Consider the following 13,126-nt stretch of genomic DNA (forward strand, 5'->3'; position numbering starts at 1 on the left):
TTCGGAAAGGTTTCGGATGAGCAAGAAGGCGAGCATCGGGGTCACCGGCCTCGCGGTCATGGGCCGCAACCTGGCGCGGAACCTGGCCCGGCACGGGCACACGGTCGCCCTGCACAACCGCTCCGAGGAGCGCACCCGCTCGCTCGTCGAGCAGTTCGGCGACGAAGGCGACTTCATCCCTGCGTACTCCGCGCAGGAGTTCGTCGACGCGCTGGAGCGGCCGCGGCAAATCGTGATCATGGTGAAGGCGGGCGGCCCGACCGACGCCGTCATCGAGGAGTTCGCGCCGCTGCTGGAGCCCGGCGACGTGATCGTGGACGCGGGCAACGCGCACTTCGCGGACACCCGCCGCCGCGAGCAGGCGCTGCGCGAGCGTGGCCTGCACTTCGTCGGCACCGGCGTGTCCGGCGGCGAGGAAGGCGCGCTGCACGGGCCGAGCATCATGCCCGGCGGGTCGAAGGAGTCCTACGAGTCGCTCGGCCCGCTGTTCGAGGACATCTCGGCGAAGGTCGACGGCGAACCGTGCTGCACGCACGTCGGCGCGGACGGGGCCGGGCATTTCGTCAAAATGGTGCACAACGGCATCGAGTACGCCGACATGCAGCTGATCGCGGAGTCGTTCGACCTGCTGCGCGGCGCGGCGGGCTACTCCCCGGCGGAGATCGCCGACGTCTTCGGCACTTGGAACACCGGGCGGCTCGACTCGTACTTGATCGAGATCACCGCCCAGGTGCTCAAGCACGTCGACGGCGCGTCCGGCAAGCCGTTCGTCGACGTGGTCGAGGACGCTGCGGAGCAGAAGGGCACCGGCCGCTGGACCGTGCAGATCGGCCTCGACCTCGGCGTGCCCATCAGCGGTATCGCGGAAGCGGTCTTCGCGCGTTCGCTGTCCGGGTCGACGGGATTGCGTTCGGCAGCGCGCGGCTTGGGCGGACCGACGCGCACGCCGCTCACCGGGTCCGCGCTGGAGACCTTCGCGGACGACGTCGAACAGGCGCTGTACGCGTCGAAGGTGGTCGCGTACGCACAGGGCTTCAACCAGATCCAGGCCGGTGCCGCCGAGTACGGCTGGGACATCGACCTGGGCCGCGTCGCCTCGATCTGGCGCGGCGGGTGCATCATCCGGGCGAAGTTCCTGAACGACATCACGTCCGCCTACGCCGCCGAGCCGGATCTCCCGACGCTGCTCACTTCCGGCGGTTTCCGGGCAGCGGTCGAAAACGCGCAGGACTCGTGGCGTTCGGTGATCTCGACGGCGGTCCGCCTTGGCATCCCGACGCCCGGCTTCTCGACTGCCTTGGCGTACTACGACGGCCTGCGCGCGGACCGGCTCCCGGCCGCGCTGGTGCAGGGACAGCGCGATTTCTTCGGCGCACACACCTACCGGCGAGTCGACCGTCCCGGCTCGTTCCACACGCTGTGGGCCGGGGACCAGTCTGAGGTCGAAGCCTGATTTTTGGTGTTGAGGAAGGGCTCTCCCCGTGTTCTCGGGGAGAGCCCTTCTCGCTATCCAAGGGGCAGGATGGCGATCATTTTTGCAAGGTGCCGAGAATTTCCGCGAGGAATTCCTTGATCTTCGTTTCGGCCTGTTCCTTGTCGACCCCCAGTGCGGCAAGGACTTCGTAGCCCGCGCCCTCGCCCTGTTCCAGCAAGGCGAGGAGGAGGTGCTCGGTGCCGATGTAGTTGTGCCCGAGCCGCAGCCCCTCGCGCAGGGTGAGTTCGAGCGTCTTCTTGCCCGCCGGAGTGAACGGCACCTTCTCCGGCACCTCGTCGACTGGCTCCGGCAGCTTCGCCTCGGCAGCTTCCCTGACCGCGTCGAGAGTGATCCCCTGCGCGACGATCGCTCCCGCCGCCAGCGCGTCCGGCTCGGAGAGCAGGCCGAGCAGCAGGTGAACGGTGTCGATCCCGGGGCTCTTGCTGTCGATGGCCGCCTGTTGAGCCGCGACGATGACGTGCCGGGCCCGGTCGGTGTAGCGGCCGAACATCCGCTGTATCCCGCCGGATGGATCGTCGCCCTTCGGGACGAATCTCTTCTGGGCGGCTTGTTTGGTTACGCCCATGCTGGCCCCGATGTCGGTCCAGGAAGCCCCGCTGCGCCTCGCCTGGTCGACGAAGTGGCCGATCAGGTGGTCCGCGACGTCGCCGAGATGCTGGCCGACGTACACGGCGTCGGTGAGCTGAGCGAGAGCGTCTTTGTCGTTGTTCGCCTTGATGGCGCTGATGAGGTCGTCGAGTTTCACTGAGTCGGTCATGGCGTCAACTGTAGGTTGACGATTGGGTTGCGTCAACCCTTGGTTGACCAGGTGTGCGGCTTATTCGCCGAGCATGGCCTTGCCAGTGCGCCGGTAGCGATTCGGGCTGCGCGGGGACTCGCCGATCAACTCGACCAGTTCCTCGTCTCGAAGAACGCGCAACCATCGGGACACCGTCTTGTCCGGCATGTCCAGCAGCGCCGCCAGTTCGGCCCGGGCCAGTTCGGCGGAGCCTAAGGCGTCCAGCACCTCGCGCCGCCGGTCCCGCCTGCCGCTCGTCCGAAGACCGGCGCCGACCGAAGCGATCCCTCGAGAACCCGGTTGTCGAGGGATCTGTCTCCGGTGCGGAGATCCGCTCCCTCCGGCGTCGGGTAATGCACAAAGGAGATCATCAGTTGAGGGAAGAAGTGCTGCGGATAGCGTCCGAGTGCCAGCAATCCCGCGGCAGTCACCCGATCATCGACGAGAACCTTGACCCTGCGTAGAACATCCTCTCGCGAAAGGTCCGCGAACGCGTAGGGCCGCTGCTGTTGAAGCCGCCCGACGAACGTCGAGACGACTTCGGAGTCCAAGTCGGCAAGACTTGCTTCCGTAACCGGTTCCTCGTCGTCTCACAGCTGCCCCGCCTCTACTTGCTCACTTACTTGCTCACTTGGGTGTAAGCGAGCAAGTAGCCGCCGCTGGTGCACTCAGGCGAACGGCAACCCCACGTAGTTCTCCGCCAAGCTCGTCGCCGCCGCCCTAGACGACGCCGTGTACCGAAGTTGCGACAACTGCAGCCGCCGGGCAAAGGCGTCCGCGCCCGGGTCCACGTGCAGCATCGTCGTCATGAACCACGAGAAGTGCTCCGCCCGCCACACCCTCCGCAGGCAAGTGTCCGAATAGGACTCAGCCAGCGCCGAATCCCCCTGCAGCAAAGCGACCAAAGCCCGCGACAGCACCACGACATCCGCGACGGCCAGGTTCATTCCCTTGGCCCCCGTCGGCGGCACGATGTGCGCCGCATCGCCGGCCAGGAACAACCGGCCGTGGCGCATGGGCTCCGTGACGAAGCTGCGCATCGGCGTGATGCCCTTGTCCAGGATCGGCCCCTCCTGCAGAGTGAACTCCCCATCAACCGCCAGGCGCGTCGACAGTTCCGTCCAGATCCGGTCATCCGACCAGGCCGCCAGGTCTTCCCCAGGATCAACCTGCAGGTACAGCCGCGTGACGTCCGGGGAGCGCATGCTGTGCAAGGCAAATCCCCGAGGATGATGGGTGTAGATCAACTCCTCGTGCGACGGCGGCGTCTGCGCCAGCACTCCCAGCCAGGCGAAGGGGTACTCGCGTTCGAAGGTAGTCAGCACACCGTCCGGAATGGACGGACGCGAAACACCGTGGAAACCGTCACAGCCTGCCACGGCGTCGCATTCCAGGGTTTGCCAGGCGCCGGAGGAATCCCGATAGCGCACAACAGGACGCGAAGTATCCAAAGAGGACAGTGAAACTTCCGAGATCTCAAAGTGCAGCGGCAGATCCGCGGCCTCGTGCGCGTCGACGAGGTCCTTCACGATCTCCTGCTGCCCGTACACCGTGATCGCCTTGCCGGTCAGCTCGGTGAGCGCGATGCGATGGTCGGCACCATCAAACCGGAGCGAGAAACCCTCGTGCGGCAAGCCTTCCGCCGCCAACCGGCCGCCGAGGCCGATCTCCGTGAGCAGGTCGACCGTCGGTTGTTCGCACACCCCGGCGCGCACGCGTTGCCGCACGTACTCGCGGTCGCGGGCCTCGAGCACCACAGCCTCGACACCCGCCTGGTGCAGCAAATACGACAGCAGCAACCCGGCCGGGCCAGCACCGATCACGGCGACCTGCGTGCGCAACGGAACCTCCGATCAAGCCGCGGTGCGCGACTTCAGGTGTGCTTTCAGATCGAACGAGCTGGCTTCCAGATCCGCGTACGCCGGATGCGGCTCCGCGGCGAACAACCGGCGCGCAGCAATATGATCCGGCGCGCGGTTGACCGATTCGACGGCGATCAACACGTCGTCGCGGAAGGACAGCACGGAGAACTTCCCGGCGGACCGATCACCGGTGACCACGGTCCGGTCGGCGGCCCCGAGAATGCCCGCGATCTGCAGTTTCGCGCCGGTCTGGTCGGTCCAGAACCACGGCAGGCTGTCGTACCGAGCCGGTTCCCCGGCGATCGCCGCGGCCACCGATCGAGCCTGGTCAACGGCGTTCTGCACGGATTCCAGCCGGGTCGCGGCCCCGGCCTGCACGCAGGGGAAGCAAGCGCAGTCGCCGATCGCGAAGATCTTCGGGTCCTCCGTGCGCAGGTGCTCGTCCACGACGACGCCGTTGCGCACCTCAAGCCCAGCCGCCTCGGCCAGCGCGGTTTCCGGCAGCACGCCGACCGCCACGACCACAAGGTCGGCAGGCAGCCGTCGCCCGTCGGAGAGTTCGACGGACTCCACGCGGTCGGACCCGTGCAGCGCGGTAACCCCGACGCCCAGCAACAACGTGTGCCCGGCCGCCCGGTGATGTTCGGCGAAAAACTCCGAGATCTCCGGCGACGCGACCCGCGCCAGCAACCGATCCTGCGCCTCCACCACGGTGACCGGACGGCCGGCGTGCGCGGCGAACTCCAGCCCGATGAACCCGCCGCCGATCACCACGACGTCGCCGGCCGCGTCCAGCGAGGCCCGCAGCCGGTCGGCGTCCGCGCGCGTGCGCAGCGTCAGGACGCCTTCGAGGTCGGCACCGGGCACCGGCAGCGCACGGTTGCGCGCGCCGGTGGCCAGCACCAAATGGTCGTAACCCAGCTCCGTACCGTCCTCGAGCCGGACCTTCGCCGCGTCCCGGTCGATCGCGGCGACCCGGCCGGGGACCAGCTCGATGTCCTTCTCGGCGAAGTAATCCTCGGGCCGCAGCACCAGCTGCTCGACGCCCGCGCTGCCCGCCAGATACGCCTTCGACAGCGGCGGCCGCTGATACGGCACCCCCGGCTCGTCGCCGACGAGAACCACGCGGCCGGCGAACCCCTTGTCGCGCAAGGACGCCGCGGCCTGGAACCCGCTTTGCCCACCGCCGACGACGAGAACGGTCTCGGTGCTCATCTCGCTCCTCCCGACATCTCGCTCCATCTGAGCACACCTCAGCCAAGATCGTCGAGGAGCAGCGGTCACACCCGCCGCAGGAACGCGATCGCGTCCGCCGCCTCGACCGCGTCGAACGGGAGATACCCGCGTCCGTCGCCGGTCCGTGCAGGCAGATCGGGGTCGATTCCGGCGGTTTCGACCAGTTCACGGTCCTGAACCGTCGCGGCGAGATACTCCTGCAATGTCCCCGGCGCGGGCTCCCCTACCGCATCGGAGAACCCGAAATCGGTGGCAATGAACACATACCGGTCACCAAGTCGATCAGCGACCTGCGCGCCCGCGCTCCACCACTGCGCACCCATCATCGAAGCCGCGCGCCGCTGCAGGTGCTGGTTGTGCGCGGAGACGAAGGTGCCCGGGAGCGCGAGCAGGTTGTCCGCCATCATCGTGTCGCGCTGCGCCCCGAGCCTGCCCATCCGTTCCGGCGAGGTGTCGGCCATCAGCGAGTGGTAGCGACAGAGCCCGACCGCGGTCCGCGCGAGCAGGTCTCCTCCTTCGGGCAGCGCCGGGCGAGCCCGTTTGAAGTGGCCAGCGAGATCGTCGGCGACCAACCGCAGCTCGCGCGCGTCCGGACTGTCCCCTTTGGACTTCGCCCCGTCCCACATCGCCGCTTCGTCGGCCCACGCCGCGTCGTCGCCAGCCAGCCGCTCGATGGTCGCGACGTCGTGCGGGACGTCGTCAAGGTGCTTGGACAGGAAGCCATGCAGTTCGGTGAGCACCGCGCGCGGGCTGGGCGCGCTGGCCATCTCGAGCGGAGCGTCGAAGCCGTGGAAGTGGACCTGGTCTTCGGGCGCCCGGCCAGCGTTGTGGTCGCGCATCCACTCGACCAGCGCGCGGCTCGACGGGAACGCTCCGAACCCGTGGCTGAACCCGGTGGCCAGCACCTTGTCGAGGTCGCCCTCGCCGGTGGTGACGTAGCGGTCGACCAAGCGTCCGGCCAGGCAATCGCTCTCCAGCGCGATCGACCGGTAGCCGTGTTCGAGGACCAGATGCTGGAAGATTTCGTTGCGGAACAACGGGAACGCCTCGGTCCAGTGCGTGGGTTCTCCCAGACCGAGCAGCGTCGGGGAACGGTGCGCGAGGAAGTCGTCAAAGGTCTGCATTGCTTTGACCGTATCGTTGAACTCTCCGTTGGCACTTCTGCGCAAAACACCTGGTTGAATGGCGTGTAACCCTCAAACCGGAGGTGACATGCGTCCGAAAGACCTCGCCCGCGAGCACGGCCTGTCGACCCAGGCTGTCCGCAACTACGAGGAGGACGGCATCCTCCCGCCCGCCGAACGCGGACCGCAGGGCTACCGGACGTACACCGAACGCCACGCACAAGCCTTGCGCGCCTTCCTCACCCTGCGTCCCGGCTTCGGCCACGCCCGCGCGGCGGCGATCCTGCGCGCGGTCAACGAGCGTTCGGAAGACACCGCGTTCCAGCTGATCGACGAGGGCCACGCCGAGTTGCTGCGCGATCGCGGCACCCTCACCGAAGTCGAGCACGCGCTGCGGAACCTGACGCAGGAACCGGCTGTCCGGGTGACGGTGCCGTCGATCGGCGCGCTAGCGCACCAGCTGTCCGTGCACCCGGCCACGCTGCGCAAATGGGAGGCCGCCGGGATCCTCCAGCCGGAACGCGACCGAGCCGGAAACCGCCGCTACCCACCGGCCGCGGTCCGCGACGCCCGCCTCGCCCATCAACTGCGCCGCGGCGGCTACCCGCTGGCCCGGATCGCGGCGGTACTGGAGCAGGTCCGGCACGCGGGCGGGGTCGCGCCGCTGGAAGAAGCCTTGCGCACCTGGCGTTCCCGGCTCACGACCCGAGCACACGCGATGCTGGACGGGGCCGCCCAGTTGTCGCGCTACCTCGAATGATCACTCCGGCAGCAACGGCCGCATGAACGTCCGCCGATACCGGATCACGCACCCGCTCTCGTCCCGGATCCGGTCCGCCGCCACGAATTCCGGGTCCACTCCGAACAGTGTCCGATACCGCTCGTACGCGGCAAGGCTTTCGAAGCTGAACAACGCCCGGGCCTCGTCGCTGGCCCCTTCCGCGGGCAGGAAATACCCGTGGTGCACCCCGCCCTCGCGCCGCACCAGGCGCATCCACTCGTCGGCGAACCGTTCGAAGTCCGCGATCTTCTCCGGGTCGATCACGTAATCGACAACGCAGGTGATCACGAACGACCCCAGACCCGCTCCGCCGTGGAAACGATCAGCTCCAGCTTCCGCAGCTGCTCACTGGCGGTCAGGTCGTTTCCCTCCTCAGTGGACGAAAACCCGCACTGCGGCGACAAGCACAGCTGGTCGACGTCCACATACCGCGACGCTTCCTCGATCCGCCGGACCAGTGCGTCCGGGTCTTCCAAATCCGGCCGTTTGCTGGTCACGAGCCCGAGCACGACCCGTTTTCCCTTCGGCACGAACCGCAACGGCTCGAAGCCGCCGGAACGTTCGTCGTCGTACTCCAGGAAGAATCCGTCCACCGCCAGCTCGCCGAACAGCGCTTCGGCGACGAACTCGTAGCTCCCGGACGCCACCCACGACGAGCGGAAATTGCCGCGGCACAGGTGGGTCGTCACGGTCAGGTCGTCCGGTTTCCCGGCGAGCGCGGCGTTGATCGTCGAGATGTTGCGCAGGTGCATGGTGTCCGGGTCGCTGCCCATGCGCGCGACGAGCTCACGCTGTTTCGGGTCGTTGAGATACGCCAGGCTGGTGTCGTCCAGCTGCAGATACGTGCAGCCGAGCGCGTTCATCGCGCGCAACTGCTCCGCGTACGCCGCGCTGAGGTCGGTGAAGAACTCGTCCAGCTCCGGGTACACGGTCTCGCTCACCGCCGCCCGGCCGCCGCGGTAATAGACCATGCTCGGCGACGGGATGGTCAGCTTCGGCGTGATGCCCGGGTCGGTGTGCGCCTTGAGGAACTCGAAGTGGTCGGCGAAGATCGGCTCGTCGAGCCGCACCTTGCCGTCGACCTGCAGGCCCGGCGGGCTGAATTCCAGGTCGCCGGCCAGATTGTGGAATTTCACGTGCAGCCGCTCGTCGCTGCGCGAGACGCCGCCGAGCGCGTAGATGAAGTCCATGTGCCAGGAGGACCGGCGGAACTCGCCGTCGGTCGCCGATTCGAGGCCGGCCGCCTTCTGCATCTTCACGACGTCGCGGATCGCGTCGTCCTCGACGGCTCGCAGCTGTTCGGCGGAGATCTCCCCAGCCGCGTGGTCGCGCCGCGCTTCGCGCAGCACCGCCGGCCGCAGCAGGCTCCCTACATGATCGGCACGGAACGGAGGTCGTGCAGTCATGTCTGGCATGGTCACACACAAACCGGCGGTATGTGCAGCGATAATCCGGCGGGAACAACCAGAAGGAGCCGCTCATGACCAACGCCGCGCACCCGGTCGACCGGGGCCTCCCCGCCGGACGGCTGCTCCTGCTCGGACTGCAGCACATGGCGATCATGTACACCGGCTGCATCGCCGTTCCGCTGGTCATCGGCAGCGCGCTGCATCTGGACAACGCGTCGATCGCACTGCTGGTGAACGCCGACCTGTTCGTCGCCGGACTGGCCACTTTGGTCCAGTCGGTCGGCATCGGACGGTTGTTCGGCGTCCGGCTGCCGGTGGTCGCGGGCGCGACGTTCACCGTGGTCAACCCGATGATCCTGATCGCCGCGCAGTACGGCATCACCGCGGTGTACGGCGCGATGATCGCCTCCGGGGTCTTCGGCCTGCTGATCGCCCGGCCGTTCGCCGCGCTGATCCGGTTCTTCCCGCCGCTGGTGTCCGGGACGTTGCTGCTGGTCATCGGCATCTCGCTGCTCGGCCCCGGCACCGCGATGATCGGCGGGCACGACACCGGCGACCCGTCCTACGGCGATCCGGCGAACCTCGGGCTGGCGTTCGGCGTGATCGCGCTGGTGGTGCTGTTCACCCGGGTGCTGCGCGGCTTCCTCGGCCAGATCGGTCCGCTGGTCGCGCTCATCGCCGGCGTGCTGATCGCGATCCCGCTCGGCCGCACGCACTTCTCCGGCGTCGGCGACGCGAGCTGGTTCGGGCTGGCCTCGCCGTTCCACTTCGGAGCGCCGACGTTCCCGGTCGCCGCGGTGGTGTCGATGTGCGTGGTCATGCTGGTGTCGTTCACCGAAACCACCGCCGACCTGATCGCGGTCGGCGAGATCACCGGCCGCCCGGTCACGCCGTCCGACCTCTCCCGCGGCCTCGCGACCGACGGCCTGTCCGCGATCTTCGGCGGCTTCATGAACTCCTTCCCGGACACCGCGTTCGCGCAGAACGTCGGCTTGGTGCAGATGACCGGCGTGCGCAGCCGCTGGGTGGTCGCCACGACCGGCGGCATGCTGGTCGTGATGGGCTTGGTACCGAAGATCGGCGCGTTCATCGCCGCGATCCCGGAACCCGTCGTCGGCGGCGTCGCGGTGGTGATGTTCGCGATGGTCGGGGTCGTCGGCGTGCAGACGCTCAAGAAGGTCGACTTTTCCGGCAACCACAACGCTTTCGTGGTGTCAGTAGCCCTCGGCGTCGGCCTGCTGCCCGCTTTTGGCCTCGACCGCTTCGGCAACTCGGTGTTCTTCCAGCACTTCCCCGCCTGGCTGCGCACGATCTGCGGCAGCCCGATCACCGTCGCCGCCGTGCTGGCCTTCGTCCTGAACCTGCTGTTCAACCACCTTGGCCGGAAGCGGGAGGAAGACCTGCTGCCGTAAGCAACCGATCGGCCAGCTGCAGGCCGATCCCCGGTTCGATCGGCCTGCTCAGCAACACCCGCAGGTACAGCGGCGCGAGCACGTAATCCAGCAGCTCCTGCAGCTCCAACGCAGGCTCGCCACGCGCGGCGGCCGCCGTCAGCATCTGCTCCAGGTCGTCGCCACGCGACAGCAAATGCTCGATCGGATCAGCGTTGGTCCCGATAAAGCTGATCAACGCCCGAACCAGCACCGCGCCGTCCGGATCAGCCAGCGCGCGCTCGACCGCCGTCGCCCACTGCTCGACGTCACCCCGCAGCGACCCCGTGTCCGGCACCGGCGAGGTGAGGCTCAACCGAGCGACCGCAGCGTCGAGCAGCACGCTCGCGCAACTCCCCCAGCGACGATAAACGCTGGTCGGATTCACCCCAGCCCGCTCGGCGATCTGCGGCACCCCCGCAGTCGTCTCGCCCTCCGCGAGCAGCTCAATCACCGCACGGTGCACCGCTTCACGCACCCGCGCGCTACGCCCGCCCGGCCGAGTCATCCGGCCATCCTAAAACAAAGGGGCTGGCCTTAACGCCTGAAGTGTGCGTAACCTAAAGGCAAATCAATTGGCCTTAAGGAGACCCCGAGATGGTCAGCAAGATCCCGCCCGCCGAACGCGAGGCCCTGCTAGCCGAACCGATCATCAGCGTCCTGAGCGTGACCGCGGAGCCCGGTCGCGCACCCCTGACCACCCCGATCTGGCACCAGTACACCCCCGGCGGCGAGGTCACCGTGCTCACCTCGCCCGGTGCCCGGAAGACAAAGCTGATCGAAGCCGCCGGCCGCTTCGCCCTGTGTGTGCAAGACCCGAAGACCATCCGCTACGCGACCGCCGAAGGCCCCGTCACCGGCGTCCGCGCAGTCACCGAGGAAGACCGCCTGGAGATGGCGCGCCGATACCTGCCAGAGGAAGCCGCGATCGCCTACGTCAAAGCCACTCCAGAGCAGAGCCACAACGTCGTCATCTCCATGCGCCCAGAACGCTGGAACACCGCCGATTTCACCGACCTGACCGACGAACTCTCCTGACCCGCTCCGCCCGGTCGGCTCCGCCCCGCTCCGTCGGAGCCGACCCCCGGAACCCCTTGCCCCCCAACCTTTTCCCGGTACCGCCGTTCGGCCGCACACCCCGATCATGCCCGGTTTCCCTAGTTTCCCCGGCCGTTCGGGCACTCCTTTCCCGGGCTCATTCGACTCAGCAGCCAGAAACGCCGTCCGCCAACTTTCCGCCATTGCGCCACTGTTCTAGACCATGCCACCTTGTGCCCGAAAAGACCTTCGAACAGAAGAGGGCGCATGGACGGCACCACCCTCATTCTCACCGCCGCCGAACGGACCAAAGCGGCCGAACTATTGGCCAGGTTCACCGACAGCTACGAAAATTCACTAACCAGTCGCCCGATCGCCCCTGACGCGGACCGGGAAACCCTGGCCAAACTGCTAGCCGAGCCGTTCCCGGAAGAAGGCCTAGGCGTAGAAGCATTCTTCGCCGACGTAGCAGACCGGATCGTGCCCTACACCACCACGATCGCACACCCACGCTTCCTCGCCTACGTCCAAGGCCCGCCAAACGGCATCAGCCCCTACGCCGAAGCGATCGCCGCAGTACTGAACCAAAACTGCAACCTGTGGCAGATCTCCCCCGCTGCCAACGTAATCGAACGCTCCGTCATAGACTGGCTAACCAGCCTCTTCGCCCTAGGCCCGTCCTCCGGCGGCCTCCTCACCAACGGCGGTTCCGGAGCCACGAAAGACGCGATCACCGCCGCCATCGCCGACCGCAGACCAGACTTCCGCGAACGGGGCTTGCAGGAAACCCGTGCGCCCCTAGTGCTTTACACCTCCGACGAAGCACACCGCAGCGTGGTCAAAGCCGCCGCCCTCCTAGGAATCGGCCTGGCCAACGTCCGCACAATCCCTGCCGACGACCGTTTCCAACTCCGCGTCGACCTGCTAACCCAAGCAATCGCCGACGACCGCGCCGCCGGAAAAGAACCGTTCTGCGTCGTAGCCACCGCAGGCACAGTAACTACTGGCTCGATAGACCCAATCGACCCCATTGCCGACCTCTGCGCAAAAGAAGACCTCTGGCTACACGTAGACGGCGCGTACGGAGCCCTATTCGTCCTAGCCGATTCAACCCGCGAGGCACTGGCTCCGTTGTCCCGCGCAGACTCCATCACCCTAGACCCGCACAAGCTGCTCTTCGCCCCGCTGGAAGCAGGAGCCCTGCTAGTCAAGGACATGGCGAAGCTACGAGCAGCCTTCGCTTTCTCCTCAACGTCGTCGTACCTCACCGCAATAGACGACGCCCACCTACTCGACTACATGGACCACGGCCCGCAACTTTCCCGCAGCTTCAAGGCTTTGAAGGTCTGGGCCGCCCTGCGCACGTTCGGCGTAGGAGCCTTCCGAACAGTCACCGAACGCTGCCTGTCTTTAGCCACCCGACTAGGCGCACACATCGCCGCCGCCCCCGGCTTGGACTTGATGAACCCGGTGACACTCACCGCAGTCTGCATCCGAATGCCCGGCCGCAACGCCGAAGCACACGCAGAACTCCTCACGAGACTCCACGAAGAAGGCACCGCAATGCTGGGCCCAGCAAGAATTCGCGGCCAGGCTTGCATCCGCGCCTGCATCACGAACCACCGCACCACCGAGTCCGACATCGACCTGCTGGCCAGCCGCCTAACCGCCCTGGCTGCCCTCTGATCTGTTTTCGTGAGGGCCACCCTCAGGGACTCTGATTCCCTCAGGGTTCCCCTCACGACCCACCCAGCCCCCGCCAGGATGCGCCCCAATGCGGCATTGGTTGCGTCCCGCGCACCCAATGTGGCATTCGCTGCATCAGACGCACCCAATGCCACATTGGAGCGCAAGCCCCAGCCCACTCCCGAACCGCCGCCGGTGCACCCAACGATCGAGGCACCCAGCCCCTCCCCCGCACCCCGATATAAAGCGTCCCTGCGGTCTGGGGGTGCTTGTCAAGGCATCTTTCC

13 protein-coding genes are annotated in these 13,126 nt (G+C 67.2%); 5 read left to right on the forward strand and 8 right to left on the reverse strand.

Annotation, left to right across the window (positions count from 1 at the left end; translation table 11 throughout):
- Positions 1 to 16: 16 nt before the first annotated feature.
- Positions 17 to 1,453 carry an NADP-dependent phosphogluconate dehydrogenase gene (gndA, locus tag ACWDNU_RS37650; protein ID WP_449672352.1) on the forward strand — a complete coding sequence of 479 codons (1,437 nt, stop codon included), beginning with the start codon at positions 17 to 19 and terminating at the stop codon, positions 1,451 to 1,453.
- A 76-nt stretch (positions 1,454 to 1,529) separates the two neighbouring features.
- On the opposite strand, the gene ACWDNU_RS37655 is transcribed toward gndA, so the two are convergent.
- The 5 genes from ACWDNU_RS37655 to ACWDNU_RS37675 all read right to left on the reverse strand — a co-directional run bounded on the left by ACWDNU_RS37655 (position 1,530) and on the right by ACWDNU_RS37675 (position 6,495).
- On the reverse strand, positions 1,530 to 2,252 hold the full coding sequence (locus ACWDNU_RS37655; protein ID WP_370932382.1) for a Clp protease N-terminal domain-containing protein: 723 nt from the start codon (positions 2,250 to 2,252) through the stop codon (positions 1,530 to 1,532).
- Between the two features lie 60 nt (positions 2,253 to 2,312).
- Entirely contained in the window at positions 2,313 to 2,501 is a 189-nt protein-coding gene (locus ACWDNU_RS37660) for an ArsR family transcriptional regulator (protein ID WP_449672353.1), read from the reverse strand.
- 440 nt (positions 2,502 to 2,941) lie between these two features.
- Entirely contained in the window at positions 2,942 to 4,114 is a 1,173-nt protein-coding gene (locus tag ACWDNU_RS37665) for a 4-hydroxybenzoate 3-monooxygenase (protein ID WP_449672354.1), read from the reverse strand.
- 12 nt (positions 4,115 to 4,126) lie between these two features.
- Positions 4,127 to 5,350 carry an NAD(P)/FAD-dependent oxidoreductase gene (locus ACWDNU_RS37670; protein WP_449672355.1) on the reverse strand — a complete coding sequence of 408 codons (1,224 nt, stop codon included), beginning with the start codon at positions 5,348 to 5,350 and terminating at the stop codon, positions 4,127 to 4,129.
- A gap of 65 nt (positions 5,351 to 5,415) precedes the next feature.
- Positions 5,416 to 6,495 carry an erythromycin esterase family protein gene (locus tag ACWDNU_RS37675; RefSeq protein ID WP_449672356.1) on the reverse strand — a complete coding sequence of 360 codons (1,080 nt, stop codon included), beginning with the start codon at positions 6,493 to 6,495 and terminating at the stop codon, positions 5,416 to 5,418.
- An 88-nt stretch (positions 6,496 to 6,583) separates the two neighbouring features.
- On the opposite strand from ACWDNU_RS37675, the gene ACWDNU_RS37680 reads away from it, so the two are divergent.
- Positions 6,584 to 7,255 (forward strand): MerR family transcriptional regulator, encoded by a 672-nt coding sequence (locus ACWDNU_RS37680; protein WP_370932387.1) that lies wholly within the window; start codon positions 6,584 to 6,586, stop codon positions 7,253 to 7,255.
- On the opposite strand, the gene ACWDNU_RS37685 is transcribed toward ACWDNU_RS37680, so the two are convergent.
- Both ACWDNU_RS37685 and ACWDNU_RS37690 read right to left on the reverse strand, forming a co-directional pair.
- On the reverse strand, positions 7,256 to 7,564 hold the full coding sequence (locus ACWDNU_RS37685; protein ID WP_449672357.1) for an NIPSNAP family protein: 309 nt from the start codon (positions 7,562 to 7,564) through the stop codon (positions 7,256 to 7,258). It lies immediately after the preceding gene.
- A complete protein-coding gene (locus ACWDNU_RS37690) occupies positions 7,561 to 8,682 on the reverse strand; it encodes a 5-methyltetrahydropteroyltriglutamate--homocysteine S-methyltransferase (RefSeq protein ID WP_370932389.1) in 1,122 nt (373 codons plus the stop codon). The genes ACWDNU_RS37685 and ACWDNU_RS37690 overlap by 4 nt, the downstream gene beginning before the upstream one ends.
- Before the next feature lie 74 nt (positions 8,683 to 8,756).
- Between ACWDNU_RS37690 and ACWDNU_RS37695 the strand changes: the two genes are divergently transcribed.
- Positions 8,757 to 10,097 carry a nucleobase:cation symporter-2 family protein gene (locus tag ACWDNU_RS37695; RefSeq protein ID WP_378406978.1) on the forward strand — a complete coding sequence of 447 codons (1,341 nt, stop codon included), beginning with the start codon at positions 8,757 to 8,759 and terminating at the stop codon, positions 10,095 to 10,097.
- Here ACWDNU_RS37695 and ACWDNU_RS37700 read toward each other — a convergent pair.
- Positions 10,054 to 10,623, reverse strand: coding sequence for a TetR-like C-terminal domain-containing protein (locus tag ACWDNU_RS37700; protein WP_449672358.1), 570 nt, complete (start codon positions 10,621 to 10,623; stop codon positions 10,054 to 10,056). The genes ACWDNU_RS37695 and ACWDNU_RS37700 overlap by 44 nt on opposite strands.
- Positions 10,624 to 10,712: 89 nt before the next feature.
- Here ACWDNU_RS37700 and ACWDNU_RS37705 point away from each other — a divergent pair, with 89 nt between their 5' ends.
- On the forward strand, positions 10,713 to 11,153 hold the full coding sequence (locus tag ACWDNU_RS37705; RefSeq protein WP_449672359.1) for a pyridoxamine 5'-phosphate oxidase family protein: 441 nt from the start codon (positions 10,713 to 10,715) through the stop codon (positions 11,151 to 11,153).
- 267 nt (positions 11,154 to 11,420) lie between these two features.
- Entirely contained in the window at positions 11,421 to 12,839 is a 1,419-nt protein-coding gene (locus ACWDNU_RS37710) for a pyridoxal phosphate-dependent decarboxylase family protein (RefSeq protein ID WP_449672360.1), read from the forward strand.
- Positions 12,840 to 13,126 lie beyond the last annotated feature (287 nt).

This window comes from Amycolatopsis sp. NPDC003676 (assembly GCF_053587275.1).